This window comes from Halomicrobium mukohataei DSM 12286, assembly GCF_000023965.1.
GTDB lineage: Archaea > Halobacteriota > Halobacteria > Halobacteriales > Haloarculaceae > Halomicrobium > Halomicrobium mukohataei.
The window spans coordinates 759,042-783,237 of record NC_013202.1; the positions used below are offsets into that span (position 1 = coordinate 759,042).

27 protein-coding genes are annotated in these 24,196 nt (G+C 62.4%); 12 read left to right on the forward strand and 15 right to left on the reverse strand.

The window, feature by feature from the left end:
• Nucleotides 1-38 precede the first annotated feature (38 nt).
• The gene (locus tag HMUK_RS03750; protein ID WP_126967150.1) at nucleotides 39-776 is read right to left on the reverse strand and encodes a hypothetical protein; all 738 of its coding nucleotides are present in this window, start codon (nucleotides 774-776) and stop codon (nucleotides 39-41) included.
• A gap of 225 nt (nucleotides 777-1,001) precedes the next feature.
• Between HMUK_RS03750 and HMUK_RS03755 the strand changes: the two genes are divergently transcribed.
• The 6 genes from HMUK_RS03755 to HMUK_RS03780 all read left to right on the forward strand — a co-directional run bounded on the left by HMUK_RS03755 (nucleotide 1,002) and on the right by HMUK_RS03780 (nucleotide 6,740).
• Nucleotides 1,002-1,325 carry an ArsR/SmtB family transcription factor gene (locus HMUK_RS03755; protein WP_015761765.1) on the forward strand — a complete coding sequence of 108 codons (324 nt, stop codon included), beginning with the start codon at nucleotides 1,002-1,004 and terminating at the stop codon, nucleotides 1,323-1,325.
• Nucleotides 1,316-2,266 carry an ABC transporter ATP-binding protein gene (locus tag HMUK_RS03760; protein WP_015761766.1) on the forward strand — a complete coding sequence of 317 codons (951 nt, stop codon included), beginning with the start codon at nucleotides 1,316-1,318 and terminating at the stop codon, nucleotides 2,264-2,266. Before HMUK_RS03755 ends, HMUK_RS03760 begins: the two co-directional genes overlap by 10 nt.
• Before the next feature lie 53 nt (nucleotides 2,267-2,319).
• Nucleotides 2,320-3,072 carry an ABC transporter permease gene (locus HMUK_RS03765; RefSeq protein ID WP_164731986.1) on the forward strand — a complete coding sequence of 251 codons (753 nt, stop codon included), beginning with the start codon at nucleotides 2,320-2,322 and terminating at the stop codon, nucleotides 3,070-3,072.
• A 56-nt stretch (nucleotides 3,073-3,128) separates the two neighbouring features.
• Nucleotides 3,129-4,211: an ABC transporter ATP-binding protein gene (locus HMUK_RS03770; RefSeq protein WP_015761768.1), complete on the forward strand. Its 1,083-nt coding sequence runs from the start codon at nucleotides 3,129-3,131 to the stop codon at nucleotides 4,209-4,211.
• Nucleotides 4,208-5,038 carry a hypothetical protein gene (locus HMUK_RS03775; protein ID WP_015761769.1) on the forward strand — a complete coding sequence of 277 codons (831 nt, stop codon included), beginning with the start codon at nucleotides 4,208-4,210 and terminating at the stop codon, nucleotides 5,036-5,038. Before HMUK_RS03770 ends, HMUK_RS03775 begins: the two co-directional genes overlap by 4 nt.
• 1,450 nt (nucleotides 5,039-6,488) lie before the next feature.
• Nucleotides 6,489-6,740 carry a hypothetical protein gene (locus HMUK_RS03780; protein ID WP_015761771.1) on the forward strand — a complete coding sequence of 84 codons (252 nt, stop codon included), beginning with the start codon at nucleotides 6,489-6,491 and terminating at the stop codon, nucleotides 6,738-6,740.
• 6 nt (nucleotides 6,741-6,746) lie between these two features.
• Here HMUK_RS03780 and serA read toward each other — a convergent pair whose 3' ends face one another.
• On the reverse strand, nucleotides 6,747-8,336 hold the full coding sequence (gene serA, locus HMUK_RS03785; RefSeq protein WP_015761772.1) for a phosphoglycerate dehydrogenase: 1,590 nt from the start codon (nucleotides 8,334-8,336) through the stop codon (nucleotides 6,747-6,749).
• Between the two features lie 181 nt (nucleotides 8,337-8,517).
• Nucleotides 8,518-8,685, reverse strand: a complete 168-nt coding sequence (locus tag HMUK_RS17475) for a DUF7556 family protein (protein ID WP_015761773.1) — start codon at nucleotides 8,683-8,685, stop codon at nucleotides 8,518-8,520.
• A 244-nt stretch (nucleotides 8,686-8,929) separates the two neighbouring features.
• Here HMUK_RS17475 and HMUK_RS03790 point away from each other — a divergent pair, with 244 nt between their 5' ends.
• The 3 genes from HMUK_RS03790 to HMUK_RS03800 are packed head-to-tail and all read left to right on the forward strand — an operon-like array spanning nucleotide 8,930 to nucleotide 12,114.
• Entirely contained in the window at nucleotides 8,930-9,775 is an 846-nt protein-coding gene (locus HMUK_RS03790) for a CBS domain-containing protein (RefSeq protein ID WP_015761774.1), read from the forward strand.
• Nucleotides 9,772-11,541: a glycine--tRNA ligase gene (glyS, locus tag HMUK_RS03795; RefSeq protein ID WP_015761775.1), complete on the forward strand. Its 1,770-nt coding sequence runs from the start codon at nucleotides 9,772-9,774 to the stop codon at nucleotides 11,539-11,541. Before HMUK_RS03790 ends, glyS begins: the two co-directional genes overlap by 4 nt.
• Nucleotides 11,542-12,114: a hypothetical protein gene (locus HMUK_RS03800; protein ID WP_015761776.1), complete on the forward strand. Its 573-nt coding sequence runs from the start codon at nucleotides 11,542-11,544 to the stop codon at nucleotides 12,112-12,114. It abuts the gene before it with no gap.
• A 5-nt stretch (nucleotides 12,115-12,119) separates the two neighbouring features.
• On the opposite strand, the gene HMUK_RS03805 is transcribed toward HMUK_RS03800, so the two are convergent.
• Nucleotides 12,120-13,331, reverse strand: coding sequence for a cation:proton antiporter (locus HMUK_RS03805; protein ID WP_015761777.1), 1,212 nt, complete (start codon nucleotides 13,329-13,331; stop codon nucleotides 12,120-12,122).
• Entirely contained in the window at nucleotides 13,332-13,820 is a 489-nt protein-coding gene (locus HMUK_RS03810; protein WP_015761778.1) for a cation:proton antiporter regulatory subunit, read from the reverse strand.
• A 99-nt stretch (nucleotides 13,821-13,919) separates the two neighbouring features.
• Here HMUK_RS03810 and HMUK_RS03815 point away from each other — a divergent pair, with 99 nt between their 5' ends.
• Together HMUK_RS03815 and HMUK_RS03820 are read left to right on the forward strand one after the other, a co-directional pair.
• Nucleotides 13,920-16,475, forward strand: coding sequence for a DEAD/DEAH box helicase (locus tag HMUK_RS03815; protein WP_015761779.1), 2,556 nt, complete (start codon nucleotides 13,920-13,922; stop codon nucleotides 16,473-16,475).
• A gap of 193 nt (nucleotides 16,476-16,668) precedes the next feature.
• Nucleotides 16,669-17,238: a redoxin domain-containing protein gene (locus HMUK_RS03820; protein ID WP_015761780.1), complete on the forward strand. Its 570-nt coding sequence runs from the start codon at nucleotides 16,669-16,671 to the stop codon at nucleotides 17,236-17,238.
• 57 nt (nucleotides 17,239-17,295) lie between these two features.
• On the opposite strand, the gene HMUK_RS03825 is transcribed toward HMUK_RS03820, so the two are convergent.
• Complete coding sequence (locus tag HMUK_RS03825; protein WP_015761781.1) at nucleotides 17,296-18,030, reverse strand: Sjogren's syndrome/scleroderma autoantigen 1 family protein; 735 nt, start codon at nucleotides 18,028-18,030, stop codon at nucleotides 17,296-17,298.
• 131 nt (nucleotides 18,031-18,161) lie between these two features.
• Here HMUK_RS03825 and mdh point away from each other — a divergent pair, with 131 nt between their 5' ends.
• Nucleotides 18,162-19,076, forward strand: coding sequence for a malate dehydrogenase (gene mdh, locus HMUK_RS03830; RefSeq protein WP_015761782.1), 915 nt, complete (start codon nucleotides 18,162-18,164; stop codon nucleotides 19,074-19,076).
• A gap of 93 nt (nucleotides 19,077-19,169) precedes the next feature.
• On the opposite strand, the gene HMUK_RS03835 is transcribed toward mdh, so the two are convergent.
• The 9 genes from HMUK_RS03835 to HMUK_RS03870 all read right to left on the reverse strand — a co-directional run bounded on the left by HMUK_RS03835 (nucleotide 19,170) and on the right by HMUK_RS03870 (nucleotide 24,194).
• Nucleotides 19,170-19,586, reverse strand: coding sequence for a hypothetical protein (locus HMUK_RS03835; RefSeq protein WP_049940733.1), 417 nt, complete (start codon nucleotides 19,584-19,586; stop codon nucleotides 19,170-19,172).
• A 136-nt stretch (nucleotides 19,587-19,722) separates the two neighbouring features.
• Nucleotides 19,723-19,860, reverse strand: coding sequence for a hypothetical protein (locus tag HMUK_RS17480; RefSeq protein ID WP_015761784.1), 138 nt, complete (start codon nucleotides 19,858-19,860; stop codon nucleotides 19,723-19,725).
• 242 nt (nucleotides 19,861-20,102) lie between these two features.
• The gene (locus tag HMUK_RS03840) at nucleotides 20,103-20,405 is read right to left on the reverse strand and encodes a hypothetical protein (RefSeq protein WP_223270972.1); all 303 of its coding nucleotides are present in this window, start codon (nucleotides 20,403-20,405) and stop codon (nucleotides 20,103-20,105) included.
• Nucleotides 20,406-20,525: 120 nt separating this feature from the next.
• Nucleotides 20,526-20,933, reverse strand: a complete 408-nt coding sequence (locus HMUK_RS03845; protein ID WP_015761787.1) for a hypothetical protein — start codon at nucleotides 20,931-20,933, stop codon at nucleotides 20,526-20,528.
• Between the two features lie 16 nt (nucleotides 20,934-20,949).
• Entirely contained in the window at nucleotides 20,950-21,345 is a 396-nt protein-coding gene (locus HMUK_RS03850; RefSeq protein ID WP_015761788.1) for a hypothetical protein, read from the reverse strand.
• A 16-nt stretch (nucleotides 21,346-21,361) separates the two neighbouring features.
• On the reverse strand, nucleotides 21,362-21,781 hold the full coding sequence (locus tag HMUK_RS03855) for a hypothetical protein (RefSeq protein WP_015761789.1): 420 nt from the start codon (nucleotides 21,779-21,781) through the stop codon (nucleotides 21,362-21,364).
• A 100-nt stretch (nucleotides 21,782-21,881) separates the two neighbouring features.
• Nucleotides 21,882-22,874, reverse strand: a complete 993-nt coding sequence (locus tag HMUK_RS03860) for a hypothetical protein (protein ID WP_015761790.1) — start codon at nucleotides 22,872-22,874, stop codon at nucleotides 21,882-21,884.
• A gap of 220 nt (nucleotides 22,875-23,094) precedes the next feature.
• Entirely contained in the window at nucleotides 23,095-23,814 is a 720-nt protein-coding gene (locus tag HMUK_RS03865; protein WP_015761791.1) for an OapC/ArvC family zinc-ribbon domain-containing protein, read from the reverse strand.
• Nucleotides 23,814-24,194, reverse strand: coding sequence for a DUF2073 domain-containing protein (locus tag HMUK_RS03870; protein ID WP_015761792.1), 381 nt, complete (start codon nucleotides 24,192-24,194; stop codon nucleotides 23,814-23,816). The genes HMUK_RS03865 and HMUK_RS03870 overlap by 1 nt, the downstream gene beginning before the upstream one ends.
• Nucleotides 24,195-24,196 lie beyond the last annotated feature (2 nt).

Below are 24,196 nucleotides of genomic sequence, written 5' to 3' on the forward strand. Positions count from 1 at the left end.
CCGTCACGGTGTGACGTAGCTGCGGTCTGTGGAACCGTCTACAACTGCTGCCACAGTTTCTTGATGGTCTGCACCGGACGACGGAGTCGGTCTCTGGTGTACCGAATCAGTTCCCGTGGATCGTCGACGGCGAATCGAACGAGCGGGACGACATCCTGTTTGAGTACTTGCGCCGCCTTGATCAGTAGCAGACCAGTCAGTGACAGTATGATCGTGAGTGCGACCAGTCCGCCGATCGTACTCTCGGGCGCGACAAACGAACTACCGAAGAACCGATCGGAGATCGACAGCAGTAAGAAGACCGCGAACGCACCGCCGGCTACTTTCAGCAGCCGGTTCGCATTGCGCTCCCACGGATTCTCTTCGAGTCGCTCGAGCAGCGCAGCGCGTGTCTCGGCGCGGACCTCCTGTTGGGTTCGCAGCTCGATGTCCTCCAGGGATCGAGCCTGGTCGGTGCCCAGTTCTTCGGCGTGCGCCCGACTCGACTCGATGATCTCGGTCTCGTCGTACTCTCGTAGCTGTTGAATCCGCCGCAACACGAGATATGCGTCTGCCAGAGCGTCTTTGAGTTCCTCGTCGGAAAGGTCCTCGAAGGCCATCTCCAGTTGTCGGTCGGGATAGTCGACCAGCAGTCGAAAATCGACGACGCCGGACTTGAGCCGTTCCCTGATCCGTTGTTGGTCTCGTCGCCGTTGGTTCTCCTCGAGGGGCTCGAAAGAGTCTTGGATACGCTGTCGCTGCGTTTTCGTCAGTAGCGACGCTGACTTCCTCACCACATTTTATTTATACTGCGTTCAAACTTAATTGTGGTGATACCGGCGTCCTTGACGGCAGTTGTACACCCGTACAGACCGCTGAGGCAATTCAAATGCGGTAAACGCGCAGGGTCTGGATCGGAACACCGCACACCGTATCGATCCTGTACGGCCGTACCGACGATCCGCCCAGTGTTAACGGTCTCTCGTTTTTATACCATCGGCGGGAAAAGTGACGGCTGCCACATGAGCCAGTCCCAACCCGCCCCCGAACGACAGGACTCCAACAGGATATACCACGTCCTGTCGAACAAACACGCCAGGGAGATCCTCAGGCAGATCGCGACCGACAGCAAGACGATCCAGGATTTGACCGCCGTGTGTTCGGCCTCTCGGGTGACGATCTACAGACAACTCGATCGACTACAGGAGGCCGGACTCGTCAGCACACAGATGAGCTACGATCCGGACGGCCACCATCGGCGAACGTATCGGGCTCGTCACGCAGAGATAACGATCGCGGTCGGACACGAGGGCTTGACGGTAGACATCGACCACAGATGCCAGTAACACCGATCGAAATTTCCGGTCTCACGAAACGATACGGAGAAGTCGTAGCCCTTGACGGTGTCGATCTGACCGTCGAACGAGGAGAAGCGTTTGGGTTTCTCGGACCGAACGGCGCAGGAAAGTCGACCACGATTCACGCGTTACTCGGGATCGTCGACCCGACCGCCGGAACAGCGAAGCTCTTCGGCCACGACGTCACGAAGAACGCCAAGCGGGTGAGAGAGCGAGTTGGCGTCGTATCTGAGGGGAGCACACTGTACGATCGTCTCACCGCCCGCGAGCACCTGGCACTGACAGCGCGAATGAAAGGCAGCGAGAGGGATCCAGCCCAGCTTCTGAAACTGGTCGGCCTGTCCGACGCTGCCGACCGTCCCGTAGGAGAGTTCTCGAAAGGGATGATACAGAGGTTGTCTTTGGCGATAGCACTCGTCGGGGAGCCGGACCTCCTGATCCTCGATGAACCGACATCGGGTCTGGATCCGAACGGGATCGAGCTCTTTCGAAATATCGTTCGTCGCCGCGTGAGCAACGGGACGACGGTCTTCTTCTCGTCGCACGTCCTCTCGGAGGTCGAAGCTATCTGTGACCGGGTTGGAGTCATGCGCGATGGGGCATTGACGACCGTCGAAACGGTTACAGGGCTCCGAAAAACTCAACCGGCCAACGCTTCGATAGGGTTCGAGCTCTCCCGTGATGGGGCCACCGTGGACGGCCCCGAGAGGATCGTAAACGACGTCGATGGCGCCCGCTCTGTCGCAATCGAGGGGCAACGAGTGACGGTCGACGTCGCCTCGAAAGCGGCCAAAATCGAGGTACTTCGACGGATGCTCGAACTCGAATGGGTCGTCGACGTGGACATCCACACGGCTTCGCTCCAGTCGGTGTTCCAAGACATATCGACGGCGGACTCGAACGAGGCAATCGCGGAGGCAAGCCGATGACAGTGCGCGAGATAGCGCGGGTCGACCTTCGTCGTGCCAGACGGACCAAAGTCGTGCGAATAGCCGCAATCGTACTGGCGCTGTTTGCGAGCTTCGTGTTCCTCGGCGCTGGCATGCCGGGCGGGTATCTCGTCCAGATGTATTTCGGCGCGATCCTGTTCCCTCTATTAGGTATCGGCCTGGCGTATCGTTCGGTCGCCGGTGAATGCCAAAGTGGGAACGTCCAGTATCTCCTCTCGCTGCCGAACGACCGTCTGGAGGTGCTGCTCGGCAAGTGCCTGTCACGGGTCGGGATCGCAGTCGTCGTCGTCGTGACCGCGTACACGCTCGTCGGTGTCGTCCTGCCGCTCGCGTCCGACGCCCCCTTGTCGGCGCTTCCCAGCTACGTGCGGTTCGTCGCTCTCACTGCGCTGTTCGTCACGGCTCATGCCGGCGTCGCTGTCGGCGTCTCCGCCGCAACGCGCAGCACCGGACGGACGCTCGGTGTCATGGCCGCGTACTTTTTCCTCTTCGACTTCATGTGGGTGTTCCCCGACGGATTTTCGACGGTCATGGCGTTGACGAGGGTGCTCGAAGCGGTGGGCATCACCGTCTCGGAAACCGCGCGAGCAGGGTTGTGGATCACGAGTCCCGCGGGCGCGTACGTCCACGCCATGGATCCGATTCTCCCGCGGAACTTTCTCGACCCGATTACCGTTGACGCGTGGTTTCTCTCGAGCACGATGGCAACGGCCGTCCTCCTGTGTTGGACCGCGTTGCCGCCGCTGATCTGCTATCGATGGTTCGCTCGTGCCGACCTCGACTGAATGCACGGTTCGTCCACCTACTGTTTTTCGGTTACGCTTCTAGAGTGGCAAATACTATGGATTCAAGGGATGAATTCACCCTCATGACTGCTGATTCTGGTTCTCTACACGACGAGGAAACCGACCGCGAGACGGCAGCAACTGATCCGACCACCGACGACGAATCCGTTCTCTCCGTCAGAAACCTGGAGAAACGTTACGGGAGGGGCGACGACGCCGTTGAGGCAGTCACCGATCTCACATTCGACGTCGAGCCCGGCACCGTCGTTGGGCTGTTAGGACCCAACGGGGCGGGGAAAACGACGACCATCAAGATGCTCCTCGGGCTCATCATCCCGACAGCGGGGAGCGTCGAGGTAGCCGGTATCGATGTCCACGAAAACCTATCGCAGGGTTACAACAGTATCAGCGCCGTGCTAGAAGGTGCCAGGAACGTCTACTGGAGGCTGACGGTCAAGCAGAACGTCCGGTTTTTCGCCTCTCTGTCGGGCATCGATCCGAACGACAGGGCGAGCTATCACACCGAGTTACTCGACCTCTTCGATCTCACGGAGAAAGCCGACACCGCAGTCAGGGAACTCTCCCGCGGTCAGAAACAGAAGGTCAGCCTCGCGTGTACGTTCGCCCGGGAGACGGACGTCGTCGTTCTCGACGAACCGACGCTGGGGCTCGACGTCGAGAGTGGTCTCAATCTGCGTCAGGAACTGAACCGTATCGTCGACGAGTACGGAACGACGGTGATACTCTCGAGTCACGACATGGACGTGATCGAAGACCTCTGTGACAGAGTGATAATAATGGAGGACGGCGAGATCGTCGCCGACGATAGCGTCTCGAATCTCTTGGGGGTATTTAACCAGCAATGCTACGAGATAACAGTTGATGGTGACCTCCAAGAAGCGACTCGTCGTCGATTGCGTACCGAGTACGAGGTCGAAGAGTTCGACGGACAGTACGAATCGACCCGGTTTCGGGCCCGGGTCGCGGACGACGGCATCTACAACCTGATGCAATCGCTGCAGTCTGCCGGTGTGACGGTGGATACGATCGAGACAGTTCGTCCGGATCTTGAGGAAGTGTTTCTCGAGGTCACGAATGCAAGACACGCGACGCGTCCAGCGGAGGTGCCGACCCGATGACCGACACGATCGGACACACGAGGCAGTCCGACGCGAATGCGGGACTGACGACGCTGTTCAAGGCCGTCGCAGCCAAGCGAATCCACCTGCTCGTCCAGTATCCGGTGAACACGTTCTCACAGGTGGTCACGCTGTATCTCTTCTTCGCCGTCGTCTTCTTCGGCGGACGAGAGGCGTCCAGCAGAGTCGCGGACGGAACTGGAGCCCTGTCTTCGACACTCGACGGCGTCATCGTCGGGTGGTTTCTTCTGACGATGGCGCAGGCGGCGTACTTCGGACTTGCGTCGAACATCATCAGGGAGTCTCAGTGGGGCACGCTAGAGCAACTCCACATGACTCCGTACGGATTCGGCACCGTCGTCGCCGTGAAGACCGTTTGGAACGTCGTCGAGAGTGCCGGCTGGGGGCTGCTTATCCTCGCGTTGATGCTGCTTACGACCGGGAGATCGCTCGTGATCGACGCAGTTGCGGTCGTTCCGATCAGTATCTTGTCGATCCTCTCGATCATCGGGGTCGGGTTCGTCTTTGCCGGCCTGGCGCTCGTGTACAAACGAATCGAGAAGGTCACGAGCCTCCTCCAGTTCGCCCTCATCGGACTAATTGCAGCTCCGGTCGTCGAGATCCCCGCGACGAGACTGCTCCCCCTCGTGCAGGGGTCTTCCATGCTCCAAGCGACCATGCGCCAGGGTGTCGAGCTCACCGAGTTCCCACCGGTCGCGTTCGCGTTGCTCGTCGGCACTGCCTTCGGCTACCTTCTGGCCGGGTACGTCGTCTTTCTCGTCTGTATGCGGGTTGCGAAACGCCGAGGCGTCATGGGGCACTACTGACGGAGATCCACTGCCGGAGACGTTCACAGGGGACAACGGTACGCTTGCGACCCGACACGGAGTGGCGGTACAAGAAAGCGAACCGACAGGAGATCCCGAGCGGTGGGAGTCGTCCAGTGGGCCCTCGTACACTGTCTGCTGGTCGACCGTCGACGGCTGGGAACGGCAGCGAAAACGGTCTGAGAGGCAGAGAATCCGACCGGGAGGGTTCGAAGAGGGCCACCACTCGAATCCGCGTGCGCTTGTATCGTCCCGAAACTGATGACCATCAGGTGCTCGGCAGCACTCGATCCGACCGTTTCATGCTACAATGCGAGCAGCGTAGTCGGCTGACTGACTGCCGGATCACTTCGAAGAATAACGACACAGTTGACGATGGTTTCAGTCGAGGTGGTCCTCTCATCGTCGGTGGTGTCGGGTCGTTGAGCAACATTGAGAGTGGAGTCCCCCTCCGAACAGTGAGTAGCAAGACCCACTGTATCGGGCGCTATTGACAGATGTAATACACTATGAATGAGTGCAAAAAGCCGATTAAAGACATCATATCCTGTGATTTCACCCAGATCTGACGACAGACCATTATTTTTAATTAGTAAAATGATAGTTATAAACTAAGATAAATATACCTTAATCCATAAATTTAAGTAACTTACTTCCATGATGTCAAGTGATGTCAGGTTATCAGACATCATCCAAGATGGCGTACAGTGCGAGCAACGACCTGAAGACTGAGCTGGATCAGCTCTTTGATATCGATAGCCCGACGATCAAAGCACACGACAAGAAGTGCTTCACGGAATCCTGCACCTGTTCGATCGCCTGCTTCTAAACTGGTAGCGCGAGTCGCGGCCCAACGGCCGCTTTCATCCGAAATATTTGATTTCCGATCGGAGGGTTCCGGACGGTAGTCCGTGAATTCTGGTGCTGTCGGCTTCTCGGACAGGATCGAACTGTATACGGCCGAACGACAGTCTGGAGACCGAACTGAGGCGGCAAACCGGTATCGACGCCGGATGAGTACGTCACGCGAGGATTGTTCGCGGAACCCATAGCCTGCGCAGATCAGTGTTCCTGGAGATACCGTCGGTCGGCACCAATCGGACCCAGATCAGCGTGAGGACCGTTGAGGTCGCCCTGATCGGTGAAATCAACGTCGTCTGGACGTGGACGCTGTTGAGGAGTGTCATCACCAGATTGAGGGCTGGCCAGAGCCGATAGCGAGTGCGAAGCCCCGACATTGCTCGGCACCGTACCGCGACCAGTCTCCGGTTCGCAAGCCTCGACGCCTGCCTGAACGGCCACCCCACCCTCACGGAACCACGCCGATGCCAGACAGTGAGATCGCGACAGAGATTCGCGAAACACCCCATCACCGGACTGCAGCGTGACTGACGCCCGTCCGACGGGGCTTTTTGCCGTGGGAACTACCCACATACACACACACACACACATGTCATCGAACGGTCCCCCAACCGGGAGCGACACCCCGGCAGTCGGACTCGAACGGTCGGACGCCGTCGGAACGGTCCACCAGCTCGAACGGCGGCTGCTCCGTGAGCGGATCGAACACCTGGAGGCGAAGCTGTCGCGTGAACGGCGACAGCGCCAGCAGATCGTCGAGCAGTACGAGCGGCTACTGGACGAGGAACGGACGAGAGCGGAAGGCGAGAGCGGCGAGGGGCTGTTCGAGAAGCTGTTGTGAGGGGCGCTATTCGCCGTTGTCCAGCGAGATGTACTTCGTCTCGATGATCCGGTCGTCGCCGTTGAGTCGGTCGAGCACGTCGCTCGTCGGGGGCTCGTCGAGGTTGTACACCGACAGGGCTTCGCCGCCGATGACCTCGCGGCCGTTGAACATCCCGGCGATGTTGATGTCGGACTCGCCCAGCACGGTCCCGATGAAGCCGATCGTCCCCGGTTCGTCGCGGTTGCGAGCGACGAGCATGTGACCGTGGGGGACGGCGTCGACGCGGTGGTCGTCGATCCGGACGATCCGCGGGTCTTCGCCGGCAAACTGGGTCCCACAGACGCTGACGCTGTCTTCGCCGTCGCCGACGGTCACCGTCACGAGGCTCTGGAAGTCCTCGGACTGGCGAGTCTTGGACTCGGTCACGTCGATACCGCGGTTCTCCGCGATCTGGGGGGCGTTGACCGCGTTGACCTGCAGCTCCGACGGTGCGAACACGCCTTTCAGCGCGCTGGCGGTGACCAGTTCCACGTCCTGGTCCGCGATGTCGCCCGCGTAGGTGACTTCGACGCTGCCCATCTGTCCGTCGAACAGCTGGACGGCGATCTTGCCGGCCGTGTCGGCCAGTTCGATGTAGGGGCGGATCTGCGGGAAGATGCTCTCGTCGATCGACGGCGCGTTCAGCGCATTGATCACCGGCTCGTCGTTGAACGCGGCGACGATCTGGTCGGCCGTCGAGGTGGCGACGTTCTCCTGTGCGGCCTCGGTGGAGGCCCCGAGGTGGGGCGTGACGATGATGTCTTCGACATCCAGCAGCGGGCTGTCGTCTGGTAGCGGCTCCTCCGCGAACACGTCGACGGCAGCGCCTTTGAGGATGCCGTCCTCGACGGCCTCGGCGAGCGCTAGCTCGTCGATAATCCCACCGCGGGCGCAGTTGACGACGTAGCCGTCTTCGAGCTGTGCGAGCTCCTCCTCGCCGATCATGTTCTCGGTCTCGGGGGTCAGCGGCGTGTGGATCGTGAGGAAGTCGGCGGCGGCGAGACACTCGTCCAGCTCGTCGACGAGTTCCGCGCCGAACTGGTCCGCTCGCTCCTGGCTGATGTAGGGATCGAAGGTGACGATGTCCATCCCGAGACTGCCCAGTCGCTTGGCGACCTCCTGGCCGACGCGGCCGAAGCCGACGACGCCCAGCGTCTTGTGGTTGACCTCGGTGCCGAGGTAGTCGCCTTTCGCCCACTCCCCGCCGGTGAGCCGTTCGTGGGCCTGCGGAATCGAACGCGCCGTCGCGAAGGCCATCGCCACGGAGTGTTCGGCCGCGGCCCGGACGTTGCCTTCCGGGGCGTTGGCGACGATGACGCCGTGTTCGGTCGCGGCGTCGATATCGATGTTGTCGACGCCGATACCGGCCCGGCCGACGATGACCAGGTCCGGTGCCGCCGACAGCACCTCGTCGGTCACCTCGGTGCCGGAGCGGACGATCAGTGCGTTGGCGTCGGCGACGGCCTCTAACAGCGCGTCACCCTCGATGTCGTACGCCGTCTCGACTTCGTGGCCCGCTTCGCGGAGCCGTTCGAGACCCGCGTCTGCGATGGGGTCTGTCACGAGTACCTTCATACCCTCTCGATTCGCGCCGTCGGGGATAACGTTTGTTTTCTCACCGCGACGCAGATGACACAATAGACACACCACCGTCTCCCCCTCGAATTCGCTCGCTGCGCTCGCGGACTACTCACACGGAAAGAGGTACTAGTGAGCGAAGTGATCGAAAAGCCGTCGGTACCGCGAACTGCGTCGTCTACCGCCAGGCAGGCAGCGAGGCGGCGTCTTCGAGATCGAGCGTGAGGTAGGCGTCGTCGGTCGTTACGTCCGCGATGATGTACGTATCCGTCTGGCCGTGTTCGACGGAACCCATGACTTCTGCGTCCGCTGCCACCTCCGCTTTGGCGACCGTGTCCGGCTCCATGCATGACAATATGTAACAACCACATATAAACGTGCCGAAACCGACGGACGAAGCCGGGAATATGGTTAGTAAGCGAACAACAAAAGCGGCGATAGTGTCCTCTTCTAGACCTGGGAGGCGTCGAAGGCCGTAGTGAGTGGTCATATTTTGTTCTCCGCGTGTGCGTGCCGGGGGTCGGTGGGAGTCGCCGTCCCGGAGAAGCCGAAGGGCAGGACTTAGTACGTGGGACGGGACAAGGGATAGTATGAACGTCGCAGACGCCATGACGCCGCGCTCGGACGTCGTCACCGTCGAGATTCCGGGCACTCGTGACGACGTACTCGAGTACCTCCAGGAACGCTCTTTCTCCTCCGTACCGGTCATCAAGCAGACCGACGACGGCGAGGAGTTCCGTGGCATCGTCTCGCGTGACGCCCTGATCAACCACCCCGACGAGGACCAGCTCGCGCTCCTGACCGAGGAGGTTCCCACCGTCACCGCCGACACCAGTATCCAGGCGGTCGCGGCCCTGATGGTCGAGGAGCGAGCCCGCCGGATCCCCGTCGTCGACGGTCGCCTCGAAGGGATCATCACCGTCACGGACGTGATCCGGGCCATCGCCACCGGCGACGTCGACGGTGCGACCAGCGTCGACGAGCTGGCCCGCCGAGACGTGAACTGCGTCTACGCCGGGACGCCGCTGACGGTCGCCGAACGCGAACTCGACTACGCGGAGGTCCCCTACGGCGTCGTGCTGGGCGACGAGGGAGAGATGTGTGGCATGCTCACCGAGGTCGACATCATCGACGTGGCCCGCGTGGTCGAAGGCGAGGCCGAGACGGGCGAGAACATGGCCAGTGACGACGACGACTGGAAGTGGGAGAGCGTCAAGGCCGTCGGGAGCCGCTACATGCCCACCCGCAACGTCGAGATCCCACACGAGCCCGTCCGAGCGTTCATGACCGAAGACGTGCTGACGGTCAGCAAGCGCGAGACGGCCAGAGACGCCGCACAGCTGATGATCGACGCCGAGATCGAGCAGATCCCGCTGGTCTCGGGCGACGACCTCGTGGGCATCGTCCGGGACATGGATCTGCTGGAGGGCCTATGAGCGACGGCGGCGACCTCGTCGAGTTGGCCAAGCGCAGGGGCTTTTTCCTGCAGTCGGCCGGGGCGTACGGCGGCGTCTCGGGGTTCTACACCTTCGGTCCCTCCGGGGCCGCGCTCAAACAGAACATCGAGGATACCTGGCGCAACCGCTTTGCGATCCAGGAGGGCAACATGGAGGTCGACGCCCCGACCGTGATGCCAGAGCCCGTCTTCGAGGCCTCGGGCCACCTCGATGGCTTCGACGACATGCTCGTGGAGTGCCCGGAGTGTGGCGAGAGCCACCGGGCCGACCACATCGTCGAGGACAACACCGACATCGAGGAGGCCGAGTCGATCCCGGTCGCCGAGGTCGAGGAGCTGATCGCCGAGTACGAACTCGTCTGTCCGACCTGTGGCACCGGGCTGGCCGGCCAGGCCATCGAGGACTTCAACCTCATGTTCGAGACGAACATCGGCCCCGGCTCCGCCGATCCGGGCTATCTGCGCCCCGAGACCGCCCAGGGCATCTTCATCGAATTCCCACAGCTCGCGGAGTACGCCCGCAACCAGCTTCCCTTCGGCGTCACACAGATCGGCCGGGCCTACCGCAACGAGATCAGCCCGCGCAAGTCCCTGCTGCGAGTCCGGGAGTTCACCCAGGCCGAGCTCGAGCTGTTCGTCGATCCCGAGGAAGACGAGCCGGCACTCGAAGCGGTCGCGGACGTGACCGCTCCGTTCTACCCCGCCGCCGATCAGGAGGCCGCGGACGGCCAGCCCTACGAGGCCACGATCCGCGAGGTCGTCGACGACGGCGTCGTCGGCAAGCCATGGATCGCCTACTACCTCGGCGTCGCCAAGCAGTGGTACGAGTCGATCGGCGTCGACATGGACCGCTTTCGCTTCCGCCAGCACCTCTCGGGCGAGCGAGCCCACTACGCCGCGGACTGCTGGGACGCCGAAGCGGAGGTCGACGGCGACTGGATCGAACTGGGCGGCTTCGCCTACCGATCCGACTACGACCTCTCGAAACACGACAGCTACTCCGACGAGGAGTTCACGGTCTTCAAGCAGTACGACGAGCCGGTCACCGTCGAGCGAGCGACGGTCGACCCGGACATGAGCTACCTCGGACCGGAGTTTGGCGGCTCGGCCGGCGCGGTCGCCGACGCCCTCGAAGCACTCGCCGAGCGCGATCCCGACGCCTTCGACGAATCGGAGGTCGTCGTCGAGGTCGACGGCGAGTCACACGCGGTCCCCGTCGAGAAGACCAACTTCGGCGTCGAGGAAGTCATCGAGTCGGGCGAACACATCACGCCCCACGTCGTCGAGCCCTCGCTGGGTATCGACCGGGCGCTGTACACGGCGCTGGATCACTCCTATCGCGAGGACGAGGTCGACGGCGAGGAACGCACCTATCTGGCACTGCCACAGGAAGTCGCGCCGACGACCGTCGGCGTCTTCCCGCTGATGGACCGAGACGGCATGGGCGAGTACGCTCGCGACCTCGTCGAGAAGCTGCGCGCGGCCGGCCTGGCCGTGACCTACGACGATTCGGGCGCGATCGGCCGACGCTACCGCCGCCAGGACGAGGTCGGCACGCCGTTCTGTGTCACCGTCGACTACGCGACGCTCGGGGAGGCCCGCGACGACGAGGGCGAACCGGCAGCGCCAGACACCGTCACGGTCCGCGAGCGAGATACGACGGCACAGAAACGCGTTCCGGTCGCCGATCTCCCCGAGACGCTGACGGCGCTCCGGGACGGCGAGCGCACCTTCGACGACCTGTAGATGGCCGACGAGATCGCCAGGCGACTCGTCCACGCGAGCGGGACCGGGCTGCCGGCACTGCACCTGCTGGAACTGACGGACTGGCGGACCGTCCAGTACCTGCTGGTGGTGGGCGCGGCGGTCGGGCTCGCACTGGAGGTGATCCGCCTGGTGGTCGGCCTCGACTGGGCCATCTACGACCGGCTCACCCGCGAGTACGAGCAGGACAACCTCGCCGGCTACGCGCTCTATCTCGTCAGCGCCGCCGCCGTCGGTCTGCTCGCACCAGAACACGTCGCGATCCCGGCGATCCTGATGCTGACGATCGGCGATCCGATCAGCGGACTGCTGAGCTCGGGGAGCCTGACCAAAGAGACCTACGTCCTGCTGGCGATGTTCGGCGTCTGTACCGGGATCGCCTCGTTTTTCGTCCACTGGGTGCCCGCGGTGCTCGGCGGCCTGGCCGCGACCGCGGCCGACGGCCTCAAGCCCGTGATTTGGGGGTACGTACTGGACGACAATCTGACGATTCCACCGGCGGCGGCCGTCGCGATGGTCGCCGGGATGGAGCTGATGGCGACCCTCTCGCTGTAGTCGGCCTACCGATCCAGCAACGGAACGAGCCGGCCGGTGATGGCGTCGGCGTACTGGACCAAGACCGTCCCGAGGACGCTCATGACGAGCACGTAGCCCACGGCGAAGGCCGTGACGACCGGTGCGAAATCGGCGAGGGAGTCGTTCCCCGAACCGGCCGCGCTGACCACCAGCGCGGCGATGATCAGCGAGAACTCGCCGCGAGAGATCAGCGCCAGCCCGGTCCGCAGCGACCGGGTCGGCGAGAGCCCGTAGATCCGACCCGAGATCGCGCCGCTTGTGAGTTTCGTCACCGTCGTCGCGACCACGGCGACGGCCAGCAGTCCCGCGACGCCAGCAAGCAGCGTCACGTCCGTCTGTAACCCGATCGAGAAGAAGAAAAACGCCGCAAAGAGGTCCCGAGTGGGTGCGATCACGTGTTCGATGCGCTCGGTATGGCTCGTCTGACTGAACGCTGTCCCGACGAAGAAGGCGGCGACGGCCTCGCTCACGCCGATCGAGAGCGCTACACCGGCGATCAGCGTCGCGGTCCCCACCACCGACAGGAGGAACAGCTCGTCGGAGGGGAGATCGAACGTCGCCTCGACGAATCGGGTCGCGTACCACGCCACGAGAGCGAGCCCCCCCAGGAAGGCGAAGGCGACGCCCACGTCGACGACGGCCCCGGAGAGCCCGCCGGTCCCGGTGACGAGCGCAGCGACGACCGCCAGATACACCGCGATCAGGATGTCTTCGAAGACGAGCGTCCCCAGCACCGGATCGGCTTCGGGGTTCGCGATCCACCCCTGCTCGATCAGGGTCTTGGTGACGATCGCACTCGAAGAGATGTAGACGATTCCAGCGAGCAGGACCGTCTCCAGTAGCGTCCGACCGAACGCCAGCCCGATGGCGACACCGATCCCGAAGTTCAGCAGGAAATCGACGGCTCCGGCACTGGCGATCCGGCGGCGGTCGTCCAGCAACTGACCGACGCTGAACTCCAGCCCGAGGAAAAAGAGCAGCACGACGATCCCAAGCTCGGCGGCCAGTTCGACGAACTCTCCGTAGCCGACGATCTGGAGCGAGAGCCCAGCCACCTCTGTCGGCGGGTTCGGACCGACGAGAATGCCGACGAGGATGTACGCGGGGATCACCGACAGCGAAAGTCGGTTGGCAGCGATACCGGCAAGCGCGAGTGCGACGAGTGCGACGCCGAGTTCGACGAGCAGTGCCGCCATCTATGCGTCCAGCAGTTCCTCGAACTCGTGCTGTTGCTCGCGGGTGCCGAGCACGACGAGCGTGTCGCCCGCACGCACCGTCTCGGTCGCTTCGGGGTTCGCGATCGTCTCCTCCCCGCGCTGGATCGCCACGACCGAGACACCGATCGCCTCTCGGAGGTTCGACTCAGCGAGCGTCTCGCCCACGATCGGAGGCCCCTCGTCGAGATCGGCGATATCGTACCACTCGATCAGCGAATCACCCAGCGGGACCTGGACCTCGTCGAGATCGACCGGCTGGAAGTGTGCCCCTTCGAGGATCGAGCCGAACTGCCGGGCCTGCTTGTCCGACAGCGAGAACAGCCGCTCGCTGTCGGCGTCCGGATCGGGCCGACGGTACACGTCCCGCTTACCGTCGTGGTGGATGATGACGACGAGGCGCTCCTCGCCGTCGATTTCGAGCTCGAACTTGTGTCCGACACCGGGCACCTCGGTCTCGTAGATCGTCATAGCGGTGGTTGGGTCGTGGGGTGCTTAATGCTGCAGGACGCTCCACTTTCACCGCGGTACGCGAACGCTTAAACAGATTCCCGGCCAAAACCCGGACAGATGGCCCAGTCCGACGCCGATCCGGGGAGCACCGACGGCCACGTCGATCACCCGCTGGTGACGCCGGGACTACTCGAACAGCGGCGCTACCAGCGCGAGCTGGCCGATACGGCGCTGGCCGACCACACGCTGGTCTGTCTCCCGACCGGCCTGGGCAAGACGACGGTCTCCTTGCTCGTGACCGCCGAACGGATACAGGACGCGCAGTGGAAGTCCCTCCTGCTCGCGCCGACGAAGCCGCTCGTCCAGCAACACGCCGAGTTCTACCGGGAGGCCCTGCAGGTGCCCGACGACGAGATCGTCGTGTTCACCGGCGAGGTCCGGCCAGCCAAGCGGTCGGACCTCTGGGAAGACGCCCGCGTCGTCATCGCGACGCCGCAGGTCGTCGAGAACGACCTCGTGGGCAACCGGATCTCCCTGGCGAACGTGACCCACTGTACCTTCGACGAGTGTCACCGCGCGACCGGCGACTACGCCTACAACTACATCGCCGAGCGCTACCACGAGGACGCATCGGATCCGCTCGTGACGGCGATGTCGGCCTCGCCGGGCGGCGACGAGGAGGAGATCCTGACGGTGTGTGAGAACCTCGGCCTGCGTGAGGTGGCGGTGATGACCGAGGACGACGCCGACGTGGCCGAACACACCCACGACACCGAACTCGAGTGGAAGCGCATCGAGTTGCCCGAGACCGTCATCGAGATACGGGACGCGATCAACGAGGTCGTCAGCGACCGGCTCGCACAGCTCAAAGAGCTGGGCGTCACCTCGACCACCCAGCCCGACGTGTCCGAGCGCGAGATCCAGAAGATCCAGGGGAAGCTGTCCGAGCTGATGGACAACGACCAGAGCGAGGGGTACAGCGGGATGAGCCTGCTCGCCGAGGTCCGAAAGCTCCGCACGGCCGTCACCTACGCCGAGACCCAGAGCGTCGAGGCGCTGCGTCGGTACTTCGAGCGCCAGAAGGAGGCCGCCCGCTCGTCGGGAGCCTCCAAGGCCGACCAGCGACTCGTCTCGGACCCGACGGTGATGGAGGCCATGCGGAAAGCCGAGAACTTCACCGACCTCCACCCGAAGTTCCGCCGGACCCGGATGTTGCTGGCCGAGACGCTGGGCATCGAGAACGGCGAGCGCGTCATCGTCTTCACCGAGTCCAGAGACACCGCCGAGACGCTGACCGACTTCCTCTCCGATCACTTCGAGACCGAGAAGTTCGTCGGCCAGAGCGACACAGAGGGCAGCGAGGGGATGACACAGACCCAGCAACAGGAGACACTCGACCGGTTCCGAGCCGGAGAGTTCGAGGTGCTGGTCTCGACCAGCGTCGCCGAGGAGGGACTGGACGTGCCCGAAGTGGACCTCGTGTTGTTCTACGAGCCCGTCCCGACGGCGATCCGCTCGATCCAGCGCAAAGGACGGACCGGCCGCCAGACCGAGGGTCGCGTCGTCGTCCTGCTGGCCGAGGACACCCGCGACGAGGCGTACTTCTGGAAGTCCCGACAGGACGAGCAGCGCATGGAGGACGAACTCCGCACGCTGAAGGGCGTCGCCGGCCAGCTAGAGTCGAAACTGGGGGGTGAGCAGACTGGCGTCGACGAGTACGACGACGGCCAGACCGACCGAGAGCGCGGCGAAGAACCCGGAGGAGACGGTCTCGACGGGGACGAAGGTACCACTTCGAGTGGAAACGGCGGCGGTCCGTCCGACGCCGAGCGCCAGCCCTCGGAAGCGTCGAACACGGGCGAACGATCCGAAGCCGACGGCCAGACGGCCGACGGTGACGGACAGGCCGGTCTCGACGCCTTCGCCGACGACGGCGCGACGGGAGCGGACGAAGATGAGACAGCCGGCGTTCCAGACGAAACGAAGGGGTCGACGCCGGAGCCACACGCCGACGGCGACGAAACCGTCGCGATCGTCGCCGATCAGCGAGAACTCGACTCGACGATCGCACGCGATCTCTCGACCCGCGAGGGCGTCCAGACGGAACTGGAGACGCTGGCGGTCGGGGACTACGTGCTCTCGGATCGGGTCGTGGTCGAGCGCAAGACCGTCAGCGACTTCCTCGATACGCTGACCGGCGGCGACCGCTCGATGTTCGAGCAGGTCGGCGACGCCACCCGTCACTACGCCCGCCCCGTCGTCGTGATCGAAGGCGGCGACCTCTACGGCGAACGCAACGTCCACCACAAGGCGATTCAGGGCGCACTGGCCTCACTCTCGGTCGACTTCGGCGCGAGCGTCCTCCAGACGGCCGACGAAGAGGAGACCGCGGACCTGCTGGAGACGATCGCCCGGCGCGAACAGGAGGAGTCCGACCGCGAAGTCAGCGTCCACGGCGAGAAGCAGGCCAAGACACTCGGGGAACAGCAGGAGTACGTCGTCGCGTCGGTGGCGGAGGTCGGCCCCGTCACGGCGCGGGCGCTACTCGAACACTTCGGGAGCGTCGAGGCCGTTATGACCGCCGACGAAGACGAGCTGATGGACGTCGACGGCGTCGGCGAGGTGACGGCCGAGCGGTTTCGGGACGTGGTCGGCAGCGAGTTCGAGCAGTGATTCGCCCAGCGAGCGCGTTCGTGCGCGAGCAGCGGATCACTGCGAGAGAGGACTGATTCGCCCAGCGACCGCGTTCGTGTACGCGCAACACGACGAACAGAGGGCTCGGAGCACCGTGACATTTCGGCTGAGCTATACGTAAGTTAGGCTTATTGTCGTTTGGTCTGGAGTTGGACGCGGGGGTCACGAGAGCGTGAACAAGCGTCGTGTCGGACGAGACGAATCGATCGCGTTTACACTACCCGATGCGAGCGTCGGCGGAGAGAAGCGCCGTTCCGAGACGTTGGCACGCGAACACGAGCGGGTCCTCGTCGTCCTGTTGCGAAGTCACTACTGTCCACTGAGTCGCGAGATCGTCCAGTCACTCCGGGACGAGTACGGGTCGTTCGCGTCTCGGTCGACGGCCGTCGTGGCGGTGTTGCCCGACAGCGTCGAGCGGGGAGCGGTGTGGCAGCGACGCTACGAGTTGCCGTTTTCCGTCCTGGCCGATCCCGGCGAGTCGGAGTCGGGAGACGACGAAACGGCTTCGAGTTCGCCGTCGTTCGGAACGTTCGAGCCCTACGCCCGCTATCTCCAGTCGCTCCCCGGCGGTGCGCTGTTCCGGACCGACGGCGACGAACTCAGGCTGATCGAGACCGTCGGCAACGACGGTCGACAGTCGTTCCCGTCGATCGAGGAGCTACTGAGCGAGATCGAGTCACACGACCGGGGCGAGACTAGGCAGCGGGCCGGGCCGCGAGCGGACACCTACGGCCGTCACTGACGCACCTGCGGTCGTCACTGACACGCCGACGGCGTCGTCGACGTGTGAGTCCGGTACTCAGTACCGAGTCGCGTCGAGCGTCTCGGCCGCCTCGCGAGCGGCTTCGAGGTACTCGCGGGCCTGTCGCGGGCTGTCGGCGTCGCGAGCGCGCCGAGCGTACTGTTCGACGGTCTGGACGAGGAGCCCGCGTGCGTTCTGCAGTTGTTCGTCGACCGAGTCGGGAGCCCCCGAACGAGGGTCGTCGGCGGCTCCGCCGGAGCGGCCAGCCGGCTGCGTGCTCGTCGCGGCCGGATCGACCGACGGTGCGCTCCGCGGGTCGGCGGACTCTTCGGGTGCCGGCCCGGTGGCATCGTGTCGACCGTCGACGGTGGCTGTGTCGCGCTGGTTCTGGCCAGCTCCGGCACTCGACGGTCTACCGCCAGTCGGTTGTCGACTGTCCGCTTCGGAGGCACGTGGTGGCTGCTGGCTGCCCGCCTCCGACGCTGGCTGCTGGTCGTCGGCGTCGCCGAACTGGACTGTCGCGTCGTCGCTCGGCGTCGTCACCTCGATGTTGTCGCCGGTGTCGTCGCCCGCGTCGTCGCCGCGGTCGACCGGCTGCTGGCAGGTGGGACAGAACTCCTGTCCGTCGTACCGGAAGATGGGGTCGCCGCAGTTGTTGCAGTGGGCGTTGGTCATCGTCGCGCCCTTCAACAGGAGGTCGCTCATCTGCTCGGTGGCCTCGCGATCGGACTCTGCGTCGCCGTACTTCTCGCGGAGCTTCTCGCGTTCGGTCTCTTTGTCGAAGTCGCTCATACCCGTAGGGAGGCCACCGAGGAGAAAAGGGCTTGTGGGAGCCACTCGGCGCGACCGGTCGACCACGGCGATAAATGGTCGACGCGTGTCCGACACGCTTTTCGTCCAGCCATCCGGTGGTACTAGGTGTCATGACAAAGGTAAGCGTGGTCGGCGCAGCCGGAACAGTCGGTGCCGCAGCAGGGTACAACATCGCGTTGCGCGACATCGCGGACGAACTCGTCTACGTCGACATTCCGGATCAAGAAGACGTGACGATCGGGCAGGCCGCCGACACCAACCACGGGGTCGCCTACGACTCGAACACGACGATTCGACAGGGCACCTACGAGGACACCGCCGGCTCCGACGTGGTCGTCATCACGGCGGGGATCCCTCGCCAGCCCGGTCAGACCCGGATCGATCTCGCCGGGGACAACGCGCCGATCATGGACGACATCGGCTCGTCGCTGGCCGAGCACAACGACGACTTCGTGACGATCACCACCTCGAATCCGGTGGACCTGCTCAACCGTCACCTCTACGAGACGGGCGATCGCGCCCGCGAGAAGGTGATCGGCTTCGGCGGTCGCCTCGACTCCGCGCGCTTTCGCTACGTGCTCGCCGAACGCTTCGACACGGAGGTTCAGAACGTCGAGGCGACGATCCTCGGCGAGCACGGGGACGCACAGGTGCCGGTCTTCTCGAAGGTCCGCATCGACGGTGCGGACCCCGACTTTTCCGCCGACGAGAAAGAGGCGATCCTCGGCGAACTCCAGGAGAGCGCCATGGACGTCATCGAGCGCAAAGGCGCGACCGAGTGGGGGCCGGCGACCGGCGTGGCCCACATGGTCGAGGCCGTCCTGCGCGACACGGGTGAAGTACTCCCCGGTTCGGTCGTCCTCGACGGCGAGTTCGGCCACGAGGGCACCGCTTTCGGCGTCCCGGTCAAACTCGGCTCCGACGGCGTCGAGGAGGTCGTCGAGTGGGACCTGGACGACTACGAGCAGGATCTGATGGCCGAGGCGAGCGAGAAACTGGCCGAACAGTACGACAAGATCGGATAACAGCGTCGTCCGGTCGTCTCGGCGGTATCCCGTTCTGTGAACAGTTGCCGAGTAGTCGGCGTCGACCAGGTGATCGACCGCGATGGTGATACGTCACTGGCCGGCCATGGGTGACCCAGTCACAGACCGGAGCACGTATTCGGCGACACCGAGAGCGGTCATCAATCCGAGTGCGGCCAACAGACTGAACAGATTCCGCACGTACGAGACCCCGGGAGACAGCCGGTCAGGTTGGACGATGCTGAACGAGAGAATCACGATGACGACGACAGGTGCCACGAGGGAATACTTCGTCCACAGATAGCCGACGAGAGCCGCAATTTCGACGAGGAGGAGGATATGTAGCAGCGACAGTACACTCATTCCGAGCGGTGAGGCGACGAACGTCGCAACCGGGTCTCGCGTCGCCTGGGCCGTCATCACGATGCCCCCGACAGTCCCGTACGGGAGGCCGAAACGGAGTGCCGATCTCGTATGACTGGAATCCAGCCTGGAGAGAGAGACGGTCACGACGGAAGTATTTCGCCTTGTAAGTCAAAAATATATCTCTGAGAATGTAGAATCGAGCCAGACAGTATTTGTTGTCCGTTCAAATGTTGGTACCGACCGGCAGGGAGAGGAGCCACATGGGAAGCGCCAGTGAGGATCACTCCGCGTGATCACCGCGGTACTCCGACTCCGACGGGAGCCACGTACCCGATTCGTCATCGAGCAGTTCTTCCGAAACATCCTCGCCGAGGAGCGACGCCCACTCCTCGAGGTGTGAGCGATCAGGTTGGAGCATGGTCTCAGCGGGTACAACTCTGTCGGAATATATAATGATTGTGCCGGTCGCCGAGAACTGGGAAGCCGTCGGCGCGGTGACTCATACTGCCGGCTGCCACTGTTTGAAGATACTCGCGACCACGGGGTCGCAGTATTCTGTACAGACGGACAGCCGGCAGTGTCACGACGGTCTCCGGTAACGTGCGTCGGCGGCGGCCCTCGGAGCGCGACGACACACCTCCGTAGTACGGCCGGTTCGACCTACAGAAGCGGATCGTGAGAGACGTACGGGACCTGATCGCGGACGAGATATTCCCCGAAGCCGACGACGACGAGCACGCCGAGGGCGTACGCGTGGACGATCGGGTTCGAGTACAGGACGATGAACGGTTCCATACTCCCGCGGTCGACGAACGCGTACCACGTCAGGAACCCGCTGATCGGTAACGGTGACACGATCCGATAGCGCACCAGCAGGTACCCGGGCACTGCGCCCAGGAGAAACGGACCGAGAAACACGATCGGTGCCGTGAGGACGAGGACGACGCCTCCATCAGAGAACATCTGCGGGTCGATGTTCCAGTGTGCGTAAAGGAGGAACGCGACGTTGGCGAAGCCGAAGACAATGCCCGGGAGAGTATACTTGTCGAGATATACACCATTCATCGTATCAGATCGTCCTCCCTACAGTAGCGGATCGTGAGAGACGAACGGGATCCGTTCGCGGGCGAAGTACTCCCAGAAGCCGACGCCCCCGAGCACGCAGATGGCGAACGCGTGAATGAACGGACTCGAGTACAGTCCGATGAACGGTTCCATGCTCCGCTGGTCGACGTACGCGAACCAAGAGAGGTAGCCACTGATTACGAGCGGCGACACGACTCGATAGCGAAGCAGCAGGTACCCGGGAACTGCGCCCAAGAGAAAGTGACCGAACAACACCACCGCTGTCTCGATATGGAGTAATAATCCTCCATTTGAGAACTCCAGCGGATCGATTTGCCATCGTGCGTAGAGAAGGAAAACGACGTTGGCGATGCCGAATACCATGCTCAAGATGACGTACGAATCGATGTGGAATGGATCTCTCATAATCTGGTCGTCCGTCCTACAGTATCGGGTCGTGTGAGAGGAACGGGATCTTATCACGGATGAAGTACTCACCCAAACCAAAGGCGGCGAGGACAGCGAGAACGTGGCCGTGGAGGATCGGAAGAGAGTACAGAGCAATAAATGACTCCATACCCCCCCTGTCGACGTATGCGGCCCAGGTCAGAAATCCACTGATCACCACCGGTAGCACGATCCGATAGCGAACCAACAGATATGCTGGAACGGCACCCAATGCAAAGTGTCCCAGCCTCACGATCGGCGTGAACAGCCCCAGATCGGCGAGTTCGAGTGGATCGATCTGCCATCTCGCGAAGAGGAGAAAGGCGACGTTTGCGATCCCGAACACCGCGCTCAAGATGACGTACGAATCGATGTGGAATGTATCTCTCATACTCTGATCGTTTGTCCTACAGTATCGGGTCGTGAGAGACGTACGGGACCTGATCGCGGACGAGATATTCCGCGAAGCCGACGACGACGAGCACGCCGAGGCTGTACGCGTGGACGATCGGGTTCGAGTACAGTACGATGAACGGTTCCATACTTCCGCGGTCGACGAACGCGTACCACGTCAGGAACCCGCTGATCGGTAACGGTGACACAATCCGATAGCGCACCAGCAGGTACCCGGGCACTGCGCCCAGGAGGAACGGGCCGAGAAACACGATCGGTGCCGTGAGGACGAGGACGACGCCTCCATCAGAGAACATCTGCGGGTCGATGTTCCAGTGTGCGTAGAGGAGGAACGCGACGTTAACCGCACCGAGGAATCCACCGACAATTGTGTACTTGTTCACCTGCAGTGTTTCTTCAAAAACCCCACCCATTTTCTCACTCATACATTAGTTTTAATATTTATTTGATTATTAATAGTGCGATACAATCGGGTCGTATTCACCCGTTCGAAATATACTCTCACACTGTAAATCAATCATCGTCAAAATATTTCCAATTTCCGTTGTGCGATCCGAATCGTTCCGATGTGGCGGTATTACCAACCGAGATAGTTTCCGAATTAATCCCCGATTCCTGAGACCAGAAATCAGATACCTTATCTCTCGCAGCGTCTATTTTCCAGTTGATGTTCTCGTTATCTCGCAGGTGACCATGTGTACAGGGGTCTTGATGCGACTGTCCAACCGCAGTGATACCATCTGCAGGAACGTCATACAGTCTAATGTGCCACTGCTTCGTTTCGGCATCACAGAAAATATCGGAGATCCACTTCATAATGTGCTTGTCAGTTTCTTTAGTCCCACCGTTGGGAAGGTTGACCGTCTTCGGGACACGCATCCACGGGAGCATCGTGACCGGCCCGGGTAGCCAGGCTCTTCCAACGCTTGCATTTTCCATATTTTGCTTAATACTTTGAGAATCCTCCGCTTCCCAGGCAAGGTTCAACGGTGAACTGCGACTCTGCTGGTCGCTATCGGCGTCGGGATCGTAGTGATACAGCGGGACGTTTCCGTCAATTTCTGCCTGGTCCTGCAGTTCGATCTCTTCGCTCTGTTGTTCTCTGATGCGTTCCTCCGCGTGCCGGTTTTCTGCCTCTGTTCCGATGACTTTCTTGGTCTGGAAGGTGTAGGTCGTCTTCCGTCGCTCTCGTACCGCCTCGGGAACACGCTCCTTCGAGAGGACCTGATCCATGTATCTGAAGATCGGATCCCCGTACCGCTCGGCCAGATCCACGCTCTCGAACTTCCGTTCCAGAATGTAGCGGTCTTCGTGACTCGGATCAGGACGATAGTGAGAGACGAGTCTCCCGTCCGCGTACACGGGTAACTGTTCGTCGTTACCTGGCCCCCCGGTACCGAGCGGTTGCACTGTACTGTCCGACGAACGGTCGGCGGTTGCGCTCTGTACCGCACCGAGTAGCGATGTGGAGGCGATGCCCTTGAGGAATTTTCTTCGTTTCGTCATTGCAAGCAGATTTTGGTTTAGAGCACAGTCAAAAAAAAACCTATTATCTCTATTTGATTTTCAACGAAGTGGTTTGTAGGCAATGTAGAGGTTGATATAAAAGATAACGAAGATCTGGAATTGAGACCGGGAGAGTCGGCAGAAATGGCAGAAAGTGTCTGAAACCGTTTTTGACGATATCGTTAACCGAAGCGCCGGCCAGCGAAAGACGCCGTCCGAGTCAGTCCCGAAAGTTCTCGGGAACCTGGATGCTGTAGCGGCCGTCCTCTTGGAGTGCGACGATGTACTCCTCGCGGTCGTACAGCTCCATCAGGTTCAGCTCGTACTGACCGGGTTCGAGCACTTTGATGCTCTCGAACTGGTCGTTGAGCTCCTCGCGGAGTTCTTCCAGCCCCGGTCGGTCCGCGCGGGGTTTCCGGTCGGCAGTTGGCTCGGCGTCGTCCTCGGCGGCGTCGGCCGAGACACGATCGGCCGGGGCTGACTCGGAGCGCTCCGTCTGGGCGGGGCGAGCCGACGCGGGATCGTCGGTCTGGACCGGCTGAAAGTGATGCTCACCGTCGTCTGACGGTTCCGCAGGGAGTTCGTCGACGGAGACCACGTCCGTGCGGGCGCTGGCCTGGGCGGTGTCTTCGGGACTGGGGCGAGGGTCCCCACGGTCGGGACCCGTCGTGTCGGGACCGTCGCTTCGGGTCGGCGACTCCCCGGCGGTGGCACTCCCCATCAGGTCCTTGACGGTCGCAGCGGTCTTGCCGACGGTCTGGGCGACCGACGATCCGCCGGACGGTTCCGGTGGATCTGGCGGTTCCGCCGCGGTGTCGACAGAGTCGGCACCGGCGGGTTTGAACTGGAACTTGTTGCCGCCACAGTCCGGACAGCCCGACAGCATCTCCTTGGAGCCGTCCGAGAACGTGCGGTCGCAGTTCGTACACTGGTGTGGCATTATTTCCGGGTGACGAGGGCACTGATGACGTTTTCGTCCTTGTGAAGCGTCTCGATCTGGTTGGCCGGCCCGATCACGGTGAGTTTCTTCGTCGACTGGGTGCCCATGAGTCGGTCGAGGAAGCTCGTGTCGGACGTCTCCGAGCGCGGATAGGTCTCGATCTCGATGCCGTTGAACTCGTCGGGACTGATCTCGGTCATCGTCACTTCGATCAACCGCGATTCCTCGTCCGGGGACAGCCCCTCTTCGAGGACGACGATCTTGCCGTCGCGGACGCCGTCGAGGATGTTCCTGATCTTCTCCATGGAGGTCAGTCCGTCCATCTGTTCGCCGCTGATCAGGTCGATCTGCACGCCGTCCTGTGGTTTTGCTTCAGCCATCC